The following is a 20,986-nucleotide window of genomic DNA, read 5'->3' as shown; positions in this document are numbered from 1 at the left end:
CCATCCGGCGACGGTATCCGAACCGGCGGACGGTCAGCCGAACAGCGCCGGTAGATCCAGCACCCAGGCGACCTCGTGCCAGGCCGGCCCGGGCGGACCACCGTCCGCCAGGATCAAGGCGGTGAGGTCGGGTAGCGATCCGGGATCGAGGACCCCGAGCCCCTCGTCGTCGGACCACAGATGGGTGATCCATTCCTCGCCGGGAGTCTCCCGGCGAACGTTGCCGGGCAGCAGGACGATCGAGGCGCCCGCGGCCCCGGCCGCCACGAACTCCATCACCGCCGCCGGGCCGTCGCCGCGGCCGTAACCGTATGTCCTGGCCTCGTAGCTCAACTCGGTGGCGGCATGTACCCGCGCCACCGCAGCCGCCAAACGGTCGTATGTCACCCGCCGGCCGGTCGCGTCCACCACCACGAGATCGTCGCCGCGCAACGTCCTGGCCCGGTGCGCGTGGGTGACCGGCCGCGGGGACTGCCGGCCCGTCTCGGCCTGCATTGCCGGATCGTCCAGTATCAGCCACTCCACCTCCGGCTGCCGCGGTACCGCGGCCACCGCCACACCGAACTCCACGGCCAGACCTGCGGTCGCCGCCACCGATACGGCAGCGGCGGGCACCAGTGCCGCACCGGCTTTGAGTACCGCCCAGACGACCACCACCGAATCCACGCCACGCTCCAGCGCGGTCACGACCCCGGCCCCCGGTCCGCAACCGCGGGCGATCAGAACCCGCGCCAACCGGGACGAACGTGCATCCAGTTCCTGGTACGTAAGCACCTCGTCGCCGCGGACCACCGCCGGGCCGTCCGGGTCGTCTTCCACGGAGACCGCGAGGGCTCGGGCAAGCGCGACTCCCGCGGTCGCTGCCGCAACCACCGGTCCGGCTGCGAACAGAGCGTCCGACCCATCCGGCGGTCCGAATGCTCCGGCGGTAGCAACGGTCTCAGCGGAACCCGCGGGGACGCCCGGTCCGGCGGCAACGGCATCGCCGGCCGTGGCCCCCTGGCCGGCCTGGTCAGCAGCAGGCGCCGTACCTCCCGCTCCCGCGGTACCTGCCGTCTCGATGGCTGACGGGTTCGCGTCGGCAGGCGCCGCCTCCGCTGTATCAGCGGGCCCCTGATCCGAGTCGCCGGTGATATCGATTTCCCCGATCCGCAACCGTGGCTCCGCGGCGACAGCGGTGAGGATCCGGGTCAACCCGTCGCCGAACGAACGCACCGTCTCCTCGTCGAACAGGTCGGTGCGGTACGCCAGCGCGCATCGGAGCTCGACGGGAGTTCCGTCGCTGTCTCGGCGCGGATCGATATCTATTCGCAGATCGACCTCCGCATCCGAGATGTCGTGATCCAATCCGCGGACCGCGAGGCCAGGCAGATTCACGACGGCCGGCTCGTGGAACGGCGACAGCAACACACCGAACAGCGGGTCGTTCGAGGGTGATTCGGTGTCCACGACCTGTTCGAACGGAATATCGGCGTTTGCGGATGCGGCCAGATTCGCTTCCCGGGTGCGGTCCAGGAGTTCGGTGAAGGTCTGCGTGGCCCGTACTCGCGTCCGCACGGTCACCGTATTCGCGAATCGGCCGACCAGATCGGCCAGCGCCGGTTCGTCGCGACCGGTGATCCGGCGGCCGACTGCTATATCTGCGGCGCCCGTCAGCCGGTGCAGCATTGTGGTCACCGCCGCGTGCAGGATCAGGAAAACGGTGACGCCGCGCTCTTCGGCCAGTGCGTCCAGCGACCGATGCACCTGCGGGGACAGGACGATATCTGTTGCGGCGTCGGGTAGCGATATCCGATCCGGGCGCGACCGGTCCGGTGGTAGCCCCCTGCTCCCTGCGGATCCGCGCAACTGTTCCCGCCAGTACCCCGATTGTTGTGCCGCGACGGAATGCGCGTCGTTCTCGTCACCGAGTAGGGCACGCTGCCAGATCGCGTAATCCGCGTACTGCACCGGTAGCGGCGACCAGCGCGGCGATTCCCCGCTGACCCGCGCCAGGTACGCGATCATCAGATCCCGCAGCAACGGCGCCGGGGACGCGCTGTCCGCGGCGATCCGGTGCGCCACCAGTGCGAGGATATGTTCGTCGGCGCCGGTGGCGAGCAGCAGGCCACGAATCGGCGCGGTGGTGGTGATATCGAATGCGGTGGCGCGTAATTCGGCGATCCGGCCGGATGCGTCGTCGGTGTCCTCGATCTCCAGGCCGCCACGCAGCACCTGGACCACCGGCAGGATGTCCTGATACGGCAGCCCGTCCGGGCCTGCCGGGTAGCGGGTGCGCAGCGGTTCGTGGCGTTCCAGTAGGTCCGAGATCGCATACCGCAGCGCCGAGGTGTCGAGCGCACCGGTGAGTCCGACAGCCAGCACGATATTGTGCGCGCCCGGGTCGGCTCTGCCCCGCAGCCATATCCGGTACTGATTGGGCGCCAACGGGATCCGGTCCGGCCGCTCGGCCCGGTCCAGTGCAGGCCGCTGCGGCACCCGGCCTGCACCGGGCACTACCCGGGCGGCCAGCGCGGAAACAACGGGAGCTTCGAACACCGCACGCAGGGTGAGATCGGCACCCAGCGCCTCGTTGATCCGGGCCACCGCCCGGCTCGCCAGCAGCGAATCACCGCCGAGGGAAAAGAAATCGTCGTCCGCGCCGATCCGGTCGTCACCGAGTAGCTCCGCGAGCACCTCGGCGACAACGGTTTCCGTACGACCGTCGGGTTCCGTATAGGGCGCACGCACCCCGGAAGGCTCGGCGAGCGCCGTATCGGCCGTCTCGGGCCCGGCCCCCAATCCGCGCAGCTGCCGGCGACCGGTGTACTCGAGATCGACGCGCCCGGCGAACCCTGCCCACCGACCGAAATCCCCGGACCGGTACATTCGCGACCCCGGCGCACCGAAGGGGTCGGCCACGAACCGCGTCGCGGTGAGTCCCGGCCTGCCCAGGTAGCCGCGGGCCAGTTGGGCACCCGCCACGTACATTTCGCCGGGTGCGCCCACCGGCGCGGGCTGTAGCCGATCGTCGAGCACGAGCGCGTCCATGCCCGGCAGTGCCCGCCCGATCACACTGGCCGGGTGGTCCACCAGGTGTTCGTCCAAGATCAGGTACGCGGCGTGCACGGTAGTTTCGGTGGTGCCGTACATATTCACCACCCACGGTGTGTCCTTTTCGGCGCCCGCGGAGGCACCGTGCCGCTCGTACCAGGGGCGCAGCCGGTGCAGATCGAGAGCTTCGCCGCCCAGCACCACATACCGCAGGGCGGACGTGTCACCCGCTGCATGCGCGAGGCGATCGGCTTCGGCGAACAGGGAGAACTCCGACGGAGTCTGGCCGATCACCGTGATCCGCTCGCGTACGAGTAGTTCGCGGAATCGTTTCGGCGAATCGGCGGTCTCCTCGTCTATCACCACCACACATCCGCCGCCGGCCAGGGCGCACCACAGCTCCCATACCGAGAAATCGGAGGTGACGGGATGGCACAGCGCCCATACATCGGCGTCGTCGAAATCGAACAGCAGCTGGGTGTTCGCGAACAGCTCCACCACATTGCGATGTGTCAGGCCGGTGCGGCCGGCAGGCCCGGACGTGTGCGCGGCATACATCAAGTTGCCGGGCCGCAGTGGCGCGCGCCGGTCCGCGTCGGTGACCGGGGCCGCGGAATTTTGTTCGGTTTCTTCCAGAACCACCACCGGCAGTTCGGCGGGCACCGCGTCCCGCATCGCCGAGGTGGTGAGGACAACGACCGACCCCGTTGCCGGGAATATGGGCTGCGCCGGGTCGATCGGCAGGTACGCGGCGCCCGCCGACAGCACACCCAGCAGGGCGACCGGGAGGTCTGCGGTGCGCGGTACAGCAACCGCCACCAGGGTTTCCGGGCCGGCGCCCGCGCCGATCACACTGCGCGCCACCCGGTAGGCGCGGCCGAGCAGTTCATCGAAGCTCACAATCGCGTCCCCGGACCGCACGGCCGGGGCCGACGGGTCCAGGCCCGCACGGGCCTCGATCAGATCGACCACCGTCACCGGTGGCACCGCGGCGCCCGCACTGTTCCATTCGCGCAGGACCAGTTCGCGTTCCCCGGGAAAGAGCAGGTCGATATCGCCCACGACCACACCGGGTTCGGCGGCCACGGCGGCCAGGATGCGGAGCAGCCGGTCGGCGTGATCGCCGACGGTGGGCGCGTCGAACAGGTCGCGGGCGTAGGTGAAGACCAGGGTCGCGCCGGCGCCGTCGGCCACCAGATCGACCCGCAGGTCCAGTCTTCCCGGTAGCTGGGCGGGTTCGCCCTCGGTCGACAGCAGAACCCGGAACGGTGGCCGGCCGGCCACCGTTCGGAGGGTGTCGATCAAGTGGCCGAGGCGTTCGCTGCCCCGGCTCGCCGTGCCCAGGGCCGCGGCACCGGCTTCCCGGGCTTCGACCAGTAGCGCGTCGAAACCGGCCGCCGGGTTCACATCGGTATGCAGAACCGACAGCCCCGCCGCAGAACCTTTGGTCGCGAACGCGCCCACCGCGGTTTCCCGGTATCCCGACAATCGCGCCAGCAGAACGGCCAACGCAGCCTGCACCACGGTGAAATCGTTCGTATCGCATTGTGCGGCGGCAATATTCAGTGCGTCGTGCAGCTTGCCGTCCAGTTCCCGGCGCAGCACCGCGCTGCGCCGGGACGCGGTGGCGGGTCGCGGCCGGTCGGCGGGTAGCTCACCGTGAGCGCCGAGCGCGGCGGGAGCGCGCCACCAGCCGGCGGCCGGAAAGGCAACCGGCGCAGGTACGGCCAGCAACTGCCCCACGAGCGCCCGCAGTAGCTCCGACAGTGCCTGCGCCGAGAGTTCGGCGACGCTGTCGCGGCGGTAACGCAGCCGCAACAGCAGCCGGTCGGCCGATTCCACCACCAGCGTGACCGGGTGGTGGCTGTCGATCCGGGTGGTGAGCTCCACGACTTCCAAACCGTCGAGGGCACCGGCCGCGGCGCGTAGCCCGGCCGCGTCCACCGGGTCGGGGTCGAAAGCCAGCACGGTGTCGAAAAGGTGGGCGGCGCCCGGTGCAATACCTGCCGGATCGAGATAGTGCTGTTCGAGCAGGGCGGCCTGTTCGGACTGGATCCGGGTGAGTAGCTCCTGCACTGTCCAGCCCGGCTCCAGCCGTACCCGCACGGGAATCGTCTCTGCCAGTAGCCCGGCCATCTCGTCCGCTCCCCCGAGTTCCGGCGGGCGACCGGGTACGACGACGCCGAAGACGATATCCGCGCGGGCGGTCAGACTCGCCAGGACCAGCGCCCACAGGGCCCGCACGACGGTTTCGACCGTGACACCGGAGGCCACCGCATAGGCGGCCAACGCGGCTGTTTCCGCTTCGCCGAGCGCGTGCACCGATTCCCCGTATCCGCCCTCCTCCGGCTGCCCGGCCGAGCCGAGTACCGTCGCGAGTTCGGTGGGGCGGGCTCCGCGCAGCACCTCCGCCCAGCGGGCGCGAGCGGCCTCGGCATCGCCGTGCGCGCGCCACCGGAGGTATTCGCGATAGGCCGGCGGATCGGGCAGCACTGCCCCGTCGCCGTGCCGTGCGTACAGGGTCAGCAGATCCCGCAGCAGAATCGCCGCCGACGCGGTGTCGAACAGCAGCGGATGCGCGACCAGAACACAATGCGTACGCCCGGATACCGTGCGATAGACCGTGAACCGCAGCGGTGGCGCGCTGTCCACGGCGAATCCGAGGCGATGTTCGGTCGACAGCAGGTCGGCCATCTCGTAGTCGCCGACATCGCCGACCACTCGCCACGGCACCTCGGCGGTTTCGACGACCAGCTGCACAGGTGTCCCGTCGGCACCGGTGGTGAATACCGAACGCAGTGCCGGATGCCGGTCGGTGAGCGCCTGCGCGGCACTGTGCAGCCGGTCGAGGTCGACAGCGCCGCCGAGTTCCAGCGCGAAAAGCATTGCCTCGGCAACGGAGCCGTCCGCGGTGAGCTGAGAACGGAAAAACAGTCCGGTACTCGGCGGTCCCAGCGGCAGCACCTCCACCAGGCGCGGATGCACCGCCCGCCAGGCGTCCAGTTCCGCGTCCGCCACTCGCATCAACGGCGAATCGAACCCGCTCGCCGCAGGGTCCCCGGCGTGCCGAGCCAGCGCGCGCAGAGCAGCCAGCCAGTCACCGGCCAGCTCCCGGACCGCGGACTCGTCGACGATATCGGCGAGATAACCGAACACCACGGTCATCGCGCCGTCGGCCCGCACGGCGGCATCGATATCGACGACCAGGTCCACCGGCATACCGGGGTCGGGCTCGGCCGGGAAATCGCCCAAATCACCGGTCGGCGACCAGGCCGCATCGTCGCGTTCGGCCATTCCCCCATCACGGCAGGTGAAGCCGATCTGCGCAGGGGCGGCGCCGGGTTCACCGGGGGTGGCCGGGTGCAGTAACCCGAACCCGGTCCCTCCGTCCGGAACCGCGCCGAGCTGCTCACACACGGTCTGCACCAGCGCGGCAGTCTCGGCGCCGCCACGTAGGGCCGCATCGCCGGCGACACCGGACAGATCCAGGGCCACCGGGTACTCGGTGCCGAATCGGCCGACCGTCCGGGCGATATCGGCCTCGGACAGTACCGAGGACCAACGGCTGTCCCCTTCGAGCCGGATCCGGGTAGAAGCACAGTCCACACCGCGCCGTAAACGCCAATTCCGCACCGCCAGCGCCAGCGCGGCCACCAGCGCATCGTCGGCGCCGGTGCCGTACCGGCCCGGAAGCTCTCCCCGGACTTTACGGGCGATCTCGGCCGGCACCTCGACCGCGAATCGGCACACCGTCGCGTGGGTATCGGTGGCCGGGTCCACCGCGCGAGCGCCCAGCAGCGGGTCGGGCGTGGCCAGGACCTCGCGCCAGTAGGAGTTCTCGCCTCCCCGGTCCGCTGTGGCCAGCGTATGTGCGCAGGTCAGGAACGATATCCCGGTGGGCGGTAGTTCGACCTCGCGCCCCGCAGTTGTCTGCTCCCACGCCTGCATCAGGTCGTCGACGACGATACGCCAGGACACTGCGTCGACGACGTATCGGTGCACGGCCAGCAACAGCGCATCCCGCGCGCCGGGCCGGCGCAGCCAGGTCGCGGCGATCATCCGGCCGCCCAGCGGATCCAGTTGGTTGACAGCAGAATTGACCGCCGAACGGACCACCTCGGCCGGCCCCGCGCCGCCGGTGCCCGCCGGAACCTCGACCTCGGAGATGAGCGCACCGGCCCCCGGCGGGTGATCCGGCACCTCGAACCGGTACCGGCCGCCCTCGGTCACCACCTGGGCACGCAACATTTCGTGGCGGGCCAGTACCGCACCCACGGTGACAGCCAGGCCGGCGCGATCGATACCTTCCGGCAGTGACAGCACCACGCACTGCGCGAACCCCGGAAATACCCCGCCGGCCAGGTACCGGCCGAGGAGCGGAGTCAGCGGGACCTCGCCCGGACCGGCGGTTCCCGTATCGGCCCGTATCCCGGCACAGCCCCGCCCACCACCATGTGCCACGAGCTCATGGCCATCCACCAGGCCCGCGTCGCCCAGCAGATCCGGGCCATCCGGTAGACCCGTGCCACCCGACGGCTCCAGCGGCCACCGAGCCGCCCGGCGGCCACCGGCGGCAACTTCGGCCGCGGATTCGGTTCTCTTCCCGTCCACCACTGCGGCCGCCTCCGCCGAAGTGCGGGAACCCCGCCACCCGAACATCGGCTCCGGCGGCGCACTGTGATCGGGCTCGGCTGCCACGGCGTATTCGATGGCGCCTCGGCGGCTCAGCGCGTTATCGCTCTCCGCGCGCCCGGAACCCAGCGGGAAATCGGCGCTGCCCGGGAACTCGACCTCCAGGCCACTCGGTGTTTCGACATACCGGGCCGAGTCACCCGTCCGGAACATCCGGGCACCCGGCCGCCCGGCACCGCCGGGTACGGCCACGAAATGTGCGGCGGTGAACACCGGCCGATTCGAATAACCCTGCGCCAGAACCGGACCCGCCAGATATAGATCGCCCACTTCGCCCTCGGGTACCGGACGCAACCAGGCATCGAGTACCAGCATCACGACCCCGGCAGCCGGGGTGCCGATGGTGCTCGGCTCCTCCGGAAGCACCGGTCCGGTACTCGTGGCGACGATCCCGGCCTCCGAACAGCCGTAGGAGGCCACGAAACAGTGTTCCCCTGCCCAGGGCCCGGTCCGCGCGGATCCACTCCGGTCGCCCACGACAGCGACGAGCGCGAGATCGTCGAGCCCGCCCGGGTCCACCGATTCCGCGACGGCCGCGGTGGTGATCAGGTGGGTCACCTGTTCCCGGCGGATCAGTTCGCCCAGTTCGCCCCCGCCGGATACACCGGCCGGGGCGATCACCAGAGTCGCGCCCGCGGTGCAGGTGAGCAGCAGTTCGAGGACCGCGATATCGACGGTCGGCGGGCAACTGTGCACGACCCGGGAATCACTGGATATTCCATAGCTGTCGCCGACCGCGGCGACCACCGCGCCGAGTCCGGCGTGCGGGACCACGATGCCTACGAGCTCACCGGCAGGACCGCGGGGGTAGGTGATATACGCGGGATGCCGCTCGTCGAGGGTCCGGATCCGGTCGGCGTAGGAAAGGGGGTGCCGGGGCCGCCGGGCGATACGGTCGGCCTGGACCGGGTCGTCGAGTTCGATCCAATACAGGGCGCGCCCCAGGACCCGCCGGTACTTCGACAGGGTCAGGCCGAAGGTAGCCCCCGAATCTGTGGCGATATGCGCGATGCGGTCGGCCGGATCAGCGGGGTCGAGGAAAACGTGGGCGGCCCCGGTTTTGGCAACGGCCCATACCGACAGCACCGATTCCGGGCTGCGCGCGATCCCGATCGCCACCACGTCACCCGGCCCGATTCCCCGTTCGATCAGCTCCCGCGCAACCTGCGAGGACTGCTCGTCGAGCGCACGATAGGTCAGCTCGCGCTGGTCGGCGGGCGCCCCCGTCGGGTTGTAGCGCATCGCGACCTCGTCCGCGGCGGATTCCACTGCCGCGGTCAGTAACTGGCCGAGAGGAGGGGTGCCCGCACGACGGCGGCGACTGCCACGATAAGGACGACGGGCAGTTTCCATTCGAGTGCATTCACCCTCTCGCATCGAACCCGGATCCGGCCCCCGCGTGCCCGTACGTCGGAGAACCGGTGTGCCCGGGCCGTGCGCGGTGCGGCCATCATATCGGCCGGACCGGACTTGCGATCAGTTCACAGCCAGCCGCGGCGAATCGCCTGCACCCCGGCCTGGAACCGGGTACTCGCGCCGAGCCGTTCGAGCAGCCGCGCGGTCCGCCGGACCACCGTGCGTCGCGACATCCCGAGCCGGCGCGCGATCGTATCGTCGGTCGCGCCCATGCTCATCATCGTGAGAATGGCCCGGTCGCGTTCGTCGAGTTCGTCGGCGGCCGGCTGCACCGAGATGGGCGCCGACATTGTCCACAGCACATCGAAACTGCGAACCAGCAGATCCAGCAGCGGTGACCCGCTGATCCGCAATGCCATCGGATCGGGCCGGCGTTCGTCGGCGTGCAGGACGAGGCTGGCACGTTCGTCGTCGGCGACGATCAGCTTGAACGGCGGATCGGGCAGCGTGCGGGCCTGCGCCCCGCGGGCGTTGGTGGCCAGCGTATGCCGCAGCCGGTCCGCATCCTGGTAGATCGTGTCCTGGTAGAGGATCCGGTACCGCACGCCTTCGGCCATCCGGGCCTGTTTGAGATCGGTGATCCGGCTATCGCGTTCGGCATCGCTGAGATGCGGACTGCGCTCGACCATTTTCACGCCGGACGCCGCGTTCGCGTGCAGGGCCTCGAAATCCGCGAGCAGCTCGGCCCGTTCGAATACGGGAACCACCGTGCCGTTCCAGCCCTGGGCACGACGCACCGACCGGAACGTTTCGCTGAGCCGGGCCGCGGCGGCGTGCATGGTGCTGATCTGTTGCCGGCGCCGGCGAGCTTCGGCCTCCGACAGCGATTCCGGGGCATGCGCATCCCATCGCGGTGTGCCGTCGGTATCGACCACCCGGAGTACCGCGCGCAGCTCGGACAATTCGTCCAGAGCCGTTTCGACGGCGGAGTCGGACAGGCCGGTATGCCGCGCGATATCGGCGGTACCGGACCGTGGCCGCTGCACCAGGGTGGCGTAGACGCGTCCGTGGATCGAGTCGGGTTCGAAGATTTCCGCCAGTTCGGTCACGCCGGGGATTCGTAGGTCTCCTTGCAGCCCTGTGGGGCCGGTGAGGATCGGACGGTCGAGAGAGCTCGAGGAACTCAGTGCGAGGGTCCCCACTCCAGTGGCACCCCCTTGGAAGCCATCCATGTCATCGGATCGATTTTGCTCCCACCCTGGTCCCAGATCTCGAGGTGCAGATGCGGACCGGTGGATTGGCCGCGGTTACCGACGGTGGCGATCACCTCGCCCGCCCGCACCCGCTGCCCTTCTGCGACATAGATATCGTTGACGTGGCCGTAGACGCCGGTGGTGCCGTCGTCGTGCAGGACACGGACCCACATACCGAAGCCGGAGGCCGGCCCGGCCTCGATCACTGTGCCATCGGCGACCGATTTGATCGGCGCGCCCAGTGCATCGGAGAAATCGATACCGTAGTGCATGGCGCCCCAGCGACTGCCGTAATTGGAGCTCACCGTCCCCGCTACCGGACGCACGACCGGCGCGGGAGCGAACTGCTGGTGCAGCTGTTTCAGGGTCTGTTCGGCATGGGCCAGCGGCGCGGCGACCTCGACCGGAAGGTTGCTCAACCCGAAGGGCGCGGCGACAGGCGCCGGGGCCGCGACCTCGGCGGCCCGAACGGGAGCCGGTGCCGGAGCGGCGATGTCCGCCTCCGCGGCCTGTTCGGCGGGCTGTGCGATCTCCTCCGCGACGGGGGGCGCGGGTTCGGCTTCGACGGCCTCCTTTTCACCGCCTCCCGGAAGCATCGGGGCGGCGTAGGCCAGCGCCGGCGCGACCTGCGAGGCCGTCCCGATGATCGCACCCGCCGCGACAGCGGCTCCGGCCGCCGTCCGAACCTTCTCGACAGCGGTGGTTCCGGCCCGGTGACGATGCGGCCGCACGCGGACCTCGTCGCCGATGAGGCTCATAACGGTTATGGAACCGGTGCCTGATCGATGGTGCGCCACTGTCCGTCCTCGCTATCCGGTCAACATGTTCACGAATGCCTCACGTGCGGACCCAGACTCGAGCCCGGTAAACGTAACGTTTAGGCATCCGTTGTGACGGTAACTCTACCGCCCCGTGATCATATCGCAACCTTCACCCGAAAAGGGCCGGTCAGAGGCCCGATACGCCGGTGTGAAACGGTCACGATCGCGCGAATTTTCCGTTACCTGACCGGTTGCGAACCGGCCGCCGGCGAACCGGGCCCGGCACCACTACCGCGGCCACCCGGCTGCTCCCGGCCACTCCGCCGAAGCCCTACAGCACCCCGGCCGCTTCACCCCCGCGCCGGCCCGGTCGGCCACCGAGGCCACACCCCGGAGACGACGGACCGGTAGGGCGAGAGCCAAAACGACAACCACCGAACATCTTTCATTCGCAACCCCCTGTTATTGACAACCGATTTCGATTAGACTCGGTCCGGCAGATCTGCCGCGGGTTTCCGCATCACCTGTCGCACAGACCAGTTGACCTCAGGAGGTCGCCGTGTCCTTAGATGTCCCCACCGCCCTACTGGAACGCGCCGAAAGCGGCGAGATCACCGACGCCGAATTCGTCGAATGCGTCCGCACCTCACTGCCCTACGCCTGGGAGGTCGTCAGCCGCGTCGCCGGTGAACTGCAGACCGGCACCGCGGAATTCGCCGATAACGAAGTAGCCCCGCCGGACGAGACCGCACGGGGCCAACTGCTGCGCGCCCTGGCCTCCGATGCCATCCGGGGCGGGCTGGAACGGCATTTCGGCGTGAAACTGGCGTTCCAGAACTGCCATCGCGTCGCGGCGTTCCCGCTCGCGGCCGTCGGCGGTGATACATACAGCCGGTTCATCAGCCCACGCAACCAGTTGCTCAACCAGAGCCCGGAACTGCGCAACTGCTGAGAACACAGGTCCCCGGCGCGATCTCGCGCCGGGGACCGTATTTTCCCGGAGCTCAGCGCACCGTGGTCACATCCAGTTCACCGTCGGCGTGCCGCGCCCGCAGCCGCTTCTTGTCGAATTTGCCGACGCTGGTCTTGGGCACCTCCTCGACAAAGGTCCAGTACTCGGGCAGCTGCCATTTCGCGAACCGCGACGACAAGAACTCACGCAATTCCTCCGGCCGCACCGAAGCGCCCTCGGCCACCACGATCGCCGCCAGCGGTCGCTCATCCCATTTTTCGTCCGGAATACCGATGACCGCCGCCTCGGCAACGGCAGGATGACCCATCACCGCGTTCTCCAGGTCCACCGAGGAGATCCACTCGCCACCGGACTTGATCACATCCTTGGATCGATCCACCAGTGTGAGATAGCCGTTCGGGGTGACCTTGCCGACATCGCCGGTGCGCAGCCAGCCGTCGTCGAATTTGCCCGGATCCACGGCCGCCCCGTCGGGTGAGTAATAGGAGCCGGTGATCCACGGTCCGCGCACCTCCAGCTCACCCAGGGATTTCCCGTCATTGGGCACCACCGATCCGTCGTCGCCGACCAGCCGCGCCTGCACGGCGGCCGGAAACCGCCCCTGGGTGACCCGGTACGTCCATGCCTCCTCCTCGCTCACGCCGTTCGGCGGATGCGCCAGGCTGCCGAGCGGTGACGTTTCGGTCATTCCCCAGGCGTGCACCACCCGCACCCCGTGCTTCTCCTCGAAGGCCTTCATCATCGACGGCGGCGCGGCCGAACCGCCCACCACCACGGCACGCAGATGGGTGATGTCCTGCGGTTGTGCCGCCAGTGCGGCGAGCACACCACCCCAGATGGTCGGTACGGCCGCGGCAAACGTCGGCTTGACAGCGGCCATCATCTCCAGCAGCGGCCCCGGCTGCAGGAAACGGTCCGGCATCAGAACATTCGCGCCGGTCATCAGCGCCGCGTACGGCAGCCCCCAGGCATTGGCGTGGAACATCGGCACAATTCCGAGCACGGTGTCGTCGATCCGCAACCCCATGGCGGCGGGGGTGGTGGCCTGCATGGAGTGCAGCCAATTGGAGCGATGCGAATACACCACGCCCTTCGGTTCGCCGGTGGTGCCGGAGGTGTAGCACATCGCGGCCGCCGTCCGTTCGTCGACAACCGGGAAATCGAAGGTGTCGGGGTATTTCGCGAGTAGGTCGGCGTAGTCGTGCACGGTGACCCCGTCGACCGCGGGCACCGCCGCGGTGTCGCCGTTGACCACGATCACATGCCGGACGGTTTTCAGTTGCGGCAGGTACTGCCCGAACATCGGCACCAGACTGCCGTCGACCAGTACCACCTGGTCTTCGGCATGGTTGGCGACATAGATCAGCTGTTCGGGCGAGAGCCGGATATTGAGGGCGTGCAACACCGACCCCATCGCGGGAATGGCGATATAGGCGACCAGATGTTCGTTGTTGTTCCACATGAAGGTGCCGACCCGGTCGCCTAGCCCGATACCGAGATCGGTGAGCGCATTGGCCAACCGGGCCGAATCGGCACCGACCTCGCGGTAGGTCATGGTGCGCACTCCGTCGCCGGTCCAGGTGGACACCGTGGAATCGCCGACGAAGGTGGACGCGTAGCGCAGCAGCGTCGCCAGCGAGAGCTGGTCGTCCATCATGGTGCTCAACATCGGAACTACCCCTTACTGATCTGGGTGGCGGCAGGCATGCGATATGAGCCCGGCCCTGGTCGGTGAGACACAGAAGTGGGCATGACTCACATCACACCGCCGGAGACTACCGTGGAGTAGCCGGACATGGGGAAGCTCGGGCGAAACCGAGAGAAGTAGCCGACGACCTGGTCAGCACGAAGGAGGGTGTGACGCGACGGTACGGGATGAGACGCAGCGCCCGCGACGCCCCCTGCGGGCCACCGGCACTGCGCCATCGCCGCCGAGCACTCACCTGTGATAGCCGGGAATCCGGCCTGCTGCCAAGTCAGATAACGAAACGACATCTAAACGAGACACGCACCGCATTCGTGTACCGACCGGCGGGATGAATCCACCGCCGCCCCGGCCGCGCGACCACCCTTTATGACCGACACAAACCCACTCGGCGCAGAAATCCGGAATCACTTACAGATGCACGCGCAGCGCTGCCCGAGCCCGAAAATATGGCCGGAAATATTGATTCACTGACCTTCGTTCCCCTTCGCTATGACCGCTCGCCGACCTACGCTCGAACTATGACAGCGCCGTCGATAATCATCATCGGGGCCGGGTTCGGTGGGCTCGGTATGGGACTCGAACTCCTGCGGTCCGGGATAGACGATTTCACCATCGTCGAACGCGCCCAGGACCTCGGCGGCGTATGGCGCGAGAACACCTACCCCGGCGCGGCCTGCGACGTACCGAGCCCCCTGTACTCGTGGTCCTTCGAACCGCGCTCCGATTGGCCCCGGCGTTTCTCCGAGCAGCCCGATATCCACGACTACATGCGCCGGATCGTCGGCAAATACGATCTCGAACGCTATATCCGCTTCGGCACCGAGATCAGCGACGCCGAATACGACGAAACCACCGCGAAATGGCAGATCTGCACCCGCGACGGCGACCCGCTCACCGCCGATGTGCTGATCTCCGCCGTCGGCCAGCTGTCTCGCCCCGCCATGCCGAACATCCCCGGTATCGACACCTTCGACGGGCCCGCGTTCCACTCCGCCGAATGGGACCACTCCGTCGACCTCACCGGCAAACGGGTCGCCTGTATCGGTACCGGCGCCAGCGCGATCCAGTACATCCCCCGTATCCAGCCGATCGCCGAACACCTCACCCTGTTCCAGCGCTCCGCCGCCTGGGTGCTCCCTAAAGCCGACGCCGCATACGCCCCCCGCCACCACACCGTATTCAAGTACCTACCCCCTATTCGCTGGGCCGAACGCTTCGGCTGGTGGATGTTCTTCGAGGTCATGGCGCTGGCCCTCACCGATCTGCAAGGCATCCAGGCCCCGGTTCTGAAGGTGGCGCAAGCCCACCGCGCCAGGCAGATTCCCGACCCGATCCTGCGGGCAAAACTCACCCCCGACTACGCCGCCGGCTGCAAACGTGCCCTGTTCTCCAACGACTACTTCCCCGCCCTCGGCCGGCCGAACGTCACCGTGGAGACCAACCCGATCACCGAGATCACTCCCACGGGCGTGCGGACCGCCGACGGTATCGACCACGAAGTCGACGTCATCGTCTACGGCACCGGTTTCAAGGGCACCGAATTCCTTGCCCCCATGAACATCTACGGCACGGGCGGCCACAAACTCTCCGATGCCTGGGCCGCCGAAGGCGCCCGCGCCTACCTCGGCATCTCGGTTCCGAAATTCCCCAACCTGTTCATGATGTACGGCCCGAACACGAACGTCGGCTCGGGCTCCATCGTCTACATGCTGGAATCCCAGGCCCGCTACATCCGCCAAGCCGTCGACCACCTCCGCCACCATCCCGGCCGCGGCCTGGCCGCCCGCGTGGAAACCGAACAGCGCTGGGACAACTGGCTACAAAAACGCCTGAAGGACACCCCCTGGAACTTCTGCTCCAGCTGGTACCGCAACGCCTCGGGCCGCATCACGAACAACTGGCCCGGCGCCACGGTCCTCTACCGCTGGAAAACCCGCCGCTTCGACGCCGCCGACTACGAAACCACGGTCGCATCCTGACTACTGTGGGCCCGCCGGGCGTACGATGCGGCCTCACAGCGGGTCACCCGGTAGACTCTCGCCCACCGGCCCCCGGGCCCGGCCCTCGTAGCTCAGGGGATAGAGCACCGCTCTCCTAAAGCGGGTGTCGCAGGTTCGAATCCTGCCGAGGGCACAATCTGCGACAGCGTTCCCGCAGGTCAACAGGATTTCCTGATCCTCAACAGGCTTGTGAATAATCAACAGAACCACATATATGCAGGTCAAACGGTTGCCCTGGTTCGATCCTCCAGGAAACACAAAACAAGGGCAACTAGATGTACTGACCACGGACGTTGGACAGGTACGTCGCTACTTACCGTCCGGTACGGATGTTGCCGGATCGACAACTCCGCCCCGGCCGCCGACTCACTCACCGGAACAAGGACTCCGGCACCACCGAGGAGGCGGGCGGATGGGTGACGGCGCAGGCCAGGTACCTCCCAACCTGGGGCACTGCCTCCACTGGATGCTGGGCGTTGACTGTGTCCGCAATTTCACGTAGCTGCCATCCGTGCTCGCCACGAACCAGCACTGCCAGGACGAAACCGCTGGCGGCGTACAGGCTCAGGTCGTGCCGCAGCAGTTCGGTCCCGTCGCGCGCATCCACCAACCGGTAGAACGGATTCTCGATTTCGGCGGAGCTCTGCCCCGTGTGACAGGTGACCAGCAGGACGATCCGGTCGACCACAGCCGGAACGCGGGTGAAATCGATCGAGACGACCTCGTTGTCGCCTTTGCCGTCACCAGTGACACTGTCACCGAGATGCCGCACGGAGCCGTCTTGGGAGGTCAACCCGACCACGAGCAGCACGCCCGGGCACGAGAGTTCCTACAGCAGTGCCGGGAACGGACCCGCGACAGCGCCGAACGACTGCGCCGCCACCTGACCTACGCCAACGAATTCGGCGAACTCCTCGACGCACGCACCCACCCCTGCCCCGGGCCCGGCCCGGAAGTCACCTACCGGCCGGGGTCGGCGGTATCGCGGTGGGCGGGAAGCAGCACCGTGGCGGCCGCAGCCGCCACCATCGCCACCGTGATCGCGGTGAACGCCCGGTTGTAGCCCTCCAGACCACCTGGGGCGGCCAGGCTTCGTACGAAGCCTGCCACTCCCGGCAAACCGGAACCCACCGTGGCAGAAATGGGCCGCTATGCCGCCGACCCACTGGGGGAACACCGCCGACGTCGCGGCCAACAGGGACAGCCCGTTCAGCGGACTGGCATCGTCAGACCGGATAAGAATCCGTGATGACCAGGCGCTTTCCAGTTGCCCCTGCTGTGTGCCCTGCCGGGGAACCTCTGACAGGAGCTGGAGTCGGTCGATCCAACTGGGCGTGGGAGCACGGTAGTTGGAAAGGCGTCGAAGACCGGGGGCCGGTGCTGCGCGCCTCGATCGGAACCGCGGCTCTGGAACTGCACGCCGGGGAGGAACCGGGAGTGGAGTTCCGGTACGCCGAGGACGGCCGCCTCATCACCGGACTCGACACCACGGAGCTTTTCGCACGGACAGGCAGTGACCCGTACCGCTTCGACACCGAGATGCATGCCCTAGACGCCCGACCCGAAGAAGACGAATACGGCCCCTCGGGGTCCCGCGGTCTGTTCTACAGGCTTGCAGAGAACTTCGGCGTCGGGGTGCCTGAAGAAGATGCCCGCATCGATCGCCCCGTCCTCAGCGGGAGGCTTCTGCCTCCGGCCGCGCGGTAACTCCCGAGCCAACTCCCACGCCGAAGTTTCGTGTGATGCATACGAACCAACACAATCCGGCAATACCGACATCGCGACCCGAACCGGCCCCAGCCAGCGGGCCCGAAGTACCCGTGACGACATTCGGCCATGCCGAACGCGGGAATTTCTCCTCCTCACAGAGATCCCAAGAATTTCGGTGAGGCGACGGACCGCGAGGGCTCATGATCGGTCCTTATCGCAGATGAGAGCTTCCCCAACCAACGTCGTGCGCTTTCAGTCGCGAACTCGGCTGCACTCCGTATCACTCGGCCGCGCGAATCGCCGCCGCGATGCGGTCCACATCGGTGCGTTCCTGTTCCGGCAGTGGCGCTCCCGCGGTGTCGCGTGCCGCGGTGGCGTCCGCGAGCAAGGTTCTCGCCTGTTCGACATCCCCCGCGAGGGCGGCGGCTCCGGCGAGGCCTTCCAGCGCGAGGGCAATGGCGCGAGGGTCGCCGGTGTGGCGGGCTACCGCGATTCCCTCTTCGTGCAGTGCGCGTGCTTGTTCGGGATCGCCGCGCAGTTCGGCGATGAAGCCGAGTTCGGCGAGGCTGTGTGCGAGGCCCGGTGCGTAGCCGACTTCCCGATTCCAGTCCAGGGCCGCGCGGGTGTGGCGTTCGGCGTCGTCGAGGCGGCCCGCGCGCCGGGCGCCGATGCCGAGGCCGACCTCGGCGAAGACCCGGCCGAGTTCGTGGGCCTGGCTCACCGACAGCTCGAGCGCGCGTTCGTGGAGGCGGCGTGCCTGGTCCAGATCGCCCGCGAGCAGGGCGAGCCGGCCCAGTCCGGACAGCATATCGGCGACCTGCGGCCAGAGCCCGAGCTTCTCGGCCCGGCACAGGCCGTCGTGGAGCAGGCGGGCGGCTTCGGGGTAGTCGCCGATGATTTCGGCGCGGCGAGCGAGCAGTTCGGTGGCGCGCAGCTGTCCCCAGCGGTCGCCGAGATCGGTGAACAGCCGTGCGCTTTCGGTGGCGTCGCGGGCCATGGCGGGGAGGTCGCCGCGCAGCATGGCATGGTGCGCGGCGCTGCTCAGGGCCGCGGCGATACCCCAGTGATCCTCGGTCGCACGGAATCCGGCGAGCGCGCGCTGTGCCAGCGTATCGCTGGCCGCTTGGTCGCCGCCGCCGAGCAGCACTTCGGCGAGTAGCCATTCGGTGTACGCGCGACCCGCCGGATCGTCCACATCGTCGAACCCGGCCAGCGCGGCGGGCACCAATCCCGGACGGTCCGTATCGCCGCCGCCGAGCAGCGTCAGCGCCGACCGCCAGCCGTTGGCCCGGGCCCACAGCACGGGCGCGGCGTCGTGGGAGGCGGCCAGCGCCGTGCCGAGGAGCCGGACACCCTCTCCGATGCGGCCGCGCAGGAACCAGTACCAGGCCATCGCGTCCGCCAGCCGAAGCGCGACGACACGATCCCCGCGACGCAGTGAATCTTCGATGGCGGAACGAATATTCGTGTATTCGACGTCCAGTAACGTGAGCCATCGCCGCTGTTCGGCGCCGCGTAGCCGGTCGCGTGCCTGTTCGGCCAGCGTCGCGTAGTACTCGTTGCGCAGCTCGTGCACCAGGCCGGACTCACCGGCTTCGTTCAGTCGTTCCGAGCAGTACAGTGCGACCGTTTCCAGCAGCCGGTATCTCGGCCCGTCGCCGGTGTCGGCGGTCGCGACGAGCGACCGGTCCACCAGCCGGGCGAGCAGATCGAGAACCCTTGCGCGAGAAAGTTCCCCGATCGCGCAGACGCACTCCGCCGCCGCCAGCTCGAATCCGTCGGCGTGCACCGAAAGCCGGCGCAGTACGATCTTTTCCGGCTCGGCGAGTTGTTCCCAGCTCCAGTCGATCATCGCGCGCAGGGTCTGCTGGCGGCTCGGCCCGCCACGGTGGCCGGCGACCAGTAGGTCGAACCGATCGTCCATCCGGGCGGCCAGTTCTCGCACGCCGAGCGCCCGCACCCGGGCGGCCGCCAGCTCGAGTGCCAGCGGGACTCCGTCGAGCCGTTGACAGATGGTGGCGACGGCACCGGCGTTTCCCGCATCGAGGGTGAAACCGGGCGCCGCGGCCGTCGCGCGTGCGGTGAACAGGCGGATGGCGCTGAACCGCGGTAGCGCGTCGGGGCCGGTATCGACTGGGGAGTGCGGTAATTCGAGCGCGGCCACCGGGTACACGGCCTCGCCGGCCACGCCGAGTGGTTCGCGGCTCGTGGCCAGCACGCACAGTTCGGAAACCGAGCGCAACAGCCGCTCGGTGAATTCGGCGACCACGGTCACCAGGTGCTCGCAGTTGTCGAGGATCAGCAGCACCCGCTTGCCGCGTAACGCGCTGATCAGCTGGTCGACCGGGCCGGCGGGGGAGCGGATATCGTCGCGGATGCCCAGCACCGCGTGCACGGTGTCGACGACGGTCGCGCGCGCGGCGGGGGTCTCCTCGATTCCGGCCAGCTCGACGAACCACGTGCCGTCGGGCCGGGCGGGGAGCAGCGTGCGCGCCACCTCGATCGCCAGGCGCGTTTTGCCGACACCGCCGGGCCCGACCAGGGTCACCAAGCGATGCGCGCCGACCAGTGCCCGCACATCGCGCGCTGCCTCGGCCCGCCCGATCAGTTCGGTGAGCTGGCCGGGCAGGTTCGTCGCGGTGGCCGAGCGGGGCGTGAGCAGCGGGTCCTGGGCCAGGATCGCCCGGTGCACGGCAACGATCTCGGGACTCGGGTCCACGCCGAGCTCGGTGCGCAATCGTGTGCGCAGATCGGTGAACTCGGCCAGCGCATCACTCTGCCGTCCGGCTCGGTACAGCGCCCACAGGTGCGCGGCGCGCAGGCGTTCGCGCAGTGGATGTTCGGCGACCAGCGGTGCCAATTCGCCGACCAGCCCGGTATATTCGCCGAGCTCGAGCAGCGCCTCGGCCCGGGATTCCACCGCGGACAGGCGCAGTTCGTCCAGCCGGGCGACCTCGGCCTGCGCGAACTCCGCGTCGGCCACCTCCGCGAACGCGGGGCCACGCCACAGCTCAAGTGCGGTGGTGACGGTATCGGCCCGCTGCCGGGGGTCCAGGTCGACGAGGGCGAGCATATCTTCGAAACGGCCCGCGTCCACCGCATCGGCTGTTACGTCCAGGTGGTATCCCGCGGGCCCCGACACCACGAGGGCCCGCGCCTCCGGCTCGGCCGCGGCCAGCGCACTGCGCAATTGCGAGACCTTCACCTGCAGCGCCGCCGACGCATCCCGTGGAACTCGCCGCGGCCACAGAACCTCGATGAGCCGATCGGCCGATACCGAACGCCCGCGATGTATCAGGAGCACGGCCAGCACCGTGCGCACCTGCCCGGCCGGGATCGTGACCTGCTCGCCCCGGTCCGTCCACACCGTCAAGGGACCGAGCACACCGAACCGCATGACCAGTGACGATACGTACCCGCTTTCCGGGGCGTGTAGGGCGACTGTAGGAGCGGTGTAGGCCGCGCGGGTGAAGGTCGTGACGACAACGACCCGACCGGAA

At 68.5% G+C, this 20,986-nt stretch carries 10 protein-coding genes and 1 tRNA gene; 5 read left to right on the top strand and 6 right to left on the bottom strand.

Annotation, left to right across the window (positions count from 1 at the left end):
* Positions 1-33: 33 nt before the first annotated feature.
* The 3 genes from NS6_RS12790 to NS6_RS12780 all read right to left on the bottom strand — a co-directional run bounded on the left by NS6_RS12790 (position 34) and on the right by NS6_RS12780 (position 11,092).
* On the bottom strand, positions 34-9,078 hold the full coding sequence (locus NS6_RS12790; RefSeq protein WP_157112740.1) for a condensation domain-containing protein: 9,045 nt from the start codon (positions 9,076-9,078) through the stop codon (positions 34-36).
* Positions 9,079-9,206: 128 nt separating this feature from the next.
* Positions 9,207-10,190 carry a LuxR C-terminal-related transcriptional regulator gene (locus NS6_RS12785; RefSeq protein ID WP_068041049.1) on the bottom strand — a complete coding sequence of 328 codons (984 nt, stop codon included), beginning with the start codon at positions 10,188-10,190 and terminating at the stop codon, positions 9,207-9,209.
* Positions 10,191-10,264: 74 nt separating this feature from the next.
* Positions 10,265-11,092, bottom strand: coding sequence for a M23 family metallopeptidase (locus tag NS6_RS12780; protein ID WP_068040953.1), 828 nt, complete (start codon positions 11,090-11,092; stop codon positions 10,265-10,267).
* A gap of 562 nt (positions 11,093-11,654) precedes the next feature.
* Here NS6_RS12780 and NS6_RS12775 point away from each other — a divergent pair.
* The gene (locus tag NS6_RS12775; protein WP_068040951.1) at positions 11,655-12,047 is read left to right on the top strand and encodes an SCO5389 family protein; all 393 of its coding nucleotides are present in this window, start codon (positions 11,655-11,657) and stop codon (positions 12,045-12,047) included.
* 52 nt (positions 12,048-12,099) lie between these two features.
* Here the strand turns inward: NS6_RS12775 and NS6_RS12770 are convergent, their stop codons facing one another.
* Entirely contained in the window at positions 12,100-13,737 is a 1,638-nt protein-coding gene (locus NS6_RS12770) for a long-chain fatty acid--CoA ligase (RefSeq protein WP_068040949.1), read from the bottom strand.
* Positions 13,738-14,294: 557 nt separating this feature from the next.
* Between NS6_RS12770 and NS6_RS12765 the strand changes: the two genes are divergently transcribed.
* Together NS6_RS12765 and NS6_RS12760 are read left to right on the top strand one after the other, a co-directional pair.
* The gene (locus NS6_RS12765; RefSeq protein ID WP_068040948.1) at positions 14,295-15,755 is read left to right on the top strand and encodes a flavin-containing monooxygenase; all 1,461 of its coding nucleotides are present in this window, start codon (positions 14,295-14,297) and stop codon (positions 15,753-15,755) included.
* Positions 15,756-15,836: 81 nt separating this feature from the next.
* Positions 15,837-15,909: transfer RNA gene (locus NS6_RS12760), tRNA-Arg, on the top strand.
* Positions 15,910-16,146: 237 nt separating this feature from the next.
* On the opposite strand, the gene NS6_RS12755 is transcribed toward NS6_RS12760, so the two are convergent.
* On the bottom strand, positions 16,147-16,569 hold the full coding sequence (locus tag NS6_RS12755) for a TerD family protein (protein ID WP_168443527.1): 423 nt from the start codon (positions 16,567-16,569) through the stop codon (positions 16,147-16,149).
* On the opposite strand from NS6_RS12755, the gene NS6_RS34700 reads away from it, so the two are divergent.
* Together NS6_RS34700 and NS6_RS12750 are read left to right on the top strand one after the other, a co-directional pair.
* Positions 16,558-16,839, top strand: coding sequence for a hypothetical protein (locus NS6_RS34700; protein WP_157112739.1), 282 nt, complete (start codon positions 16,558-16,560; stop codon positions 16,837-16,839). The genes NS6_RS12755 and NS6_RS34700 overlap by 12 nt on opposite strands.
* Positions 16,840-17,153: 314 nt before the next feature.
* Positions 17,154-17,483, top strand: a complete 330-nt coding sequence (locus tag NS6_RS12750) for a hypothetical protein (protein ID WP_068040944.1) — start codon at positions 17,154-17,156, stop codon at positions 17,481-17,483.
* A gap of 283 nt (positions 17,484-17,766) precedes the next feature.
* Here the strand turns inward: NS6_RS12750 and NS6_RS12745 are convergent, their stop codons facing one another.
* Complete coding sequence (locus tag NS6_RS12745) at positions 17,767-20,883, bottom strand: ATP-binding protein (RefSeq protein ID WP_068040942.1); 3,117 nt, start codon at positions 20,881-20,883, stop codon at positions 17,767-17,769.
* Between the last annotated feature and the right edge of the window lie 103 nt (positions 20,884-20,986).

This window comes from Nocardia speluncae NBRC 108251, from assembly GCF_001613245.1.
Taxonomy (GTDB): domain Bacteria; phylum Actinomycetota; class Actinomycetes; order Mycobacteriales; family Mycobacteriaceae; genus Nocardia; species Nocardia speluncae.
This window is presented reverse-complemented; position numbering and strand designations above follow the sequence as displayed.

What these genes read in the sequence shown, in the direction of transcription:
- NS6_RS12745 (WP_068040942.1), bottom strand. Translation starts at nt 20,883, where the DNA reads ATGCGGTTCGGTGTGCTCGGTCCCTTGACGGTGTGGACGGACCGGGGC.
- NS6_RS12770 (WP_068040949.1), bottom strand. Translation starts at nt 13,737, where the DNA reads ATGTTGAGCACCATGATGGACGACCAGCTCTCGCTGGCGACGCTGCTG.
- NS6_RS12765 (WP_068040948.1), top strand. Translation starts at nt 14,295, where the DNA reads ATGACAGCGCCGTCGATAATCATCATCGGGGCCGGGTTCGGTGGGCTC.
- NS6_RS12780 (WP_068040953.1), bottom strand. Translation starts at nt 11,092, where the DNA reads ATGAGCCTCATCGGCGACGAGGTCCGCGTGCGGCCGCATCGTCACCGG.
- NS6_RS12790 (WP_157112740.1), bottom strand. Translation starts at nt 9,078, where the DNA reads ATGGAAACTGCCCGTCGTCCTTATCGTGGCAGTCGCCGCCGTCGTGCG.